This window comes from Huaxiibacter chinensis, assembly GCF_022171985.1.
Classification (GTDB): domain Bacteria; phylum Pseudomonadota; class Gammaproteobacteria; order Enterobacterales; family Enterobacteriaceae; genus Enterobacter; species Enterobacter chinensis_A.
Genome location: NZ_JAJVHF010000092.1, coordinates 1 through 260, shown reverse-complemented (window position 1 = coordinate 260; position 260 = coordinate 1). Strand labels below are relative to the sequence as shown.

The 260-nt window shown below is 64.2% G+C and carries 1 protein-coding gene; it reads left to right on the top strand.

The window, feature by feature from the left end; all coding sequences use genetic code 11:
• Positions 1 to 260, top strand: a 260-nt coding sequence (locus LZP96_RS24100; RefSeq protein ID WP_258926383.1) for an autotransporter domain-containing protein, incomplete at both ends; no start/stop codon positions are given.

The window sequence follows — 260 nt, the reverse complement described above, 5'->3', positions numbered from 1 at the left end:
GATGGCTATCGCGAGCGCAGCGCGGGTGATTTTAACCTGACGATGAACGCGGGCAGCGAAACGGCGGTGGACTCCGTTGCCGGTCTGAAGCTGGATTACGCGGGTAAAAACGGCTGGAGCGCAAACATGACGCTGGAAGGCGGCCCGAACCTGAGCTACAGCAAGAGCCAGCGCACCGCCTCACTGCAGGGTGCGGCAGGCCAGCAGTTCAGCCTGGATGACGGGCAGAAAGGCGGCGGCGTGAACGGTCTGGCGACGGC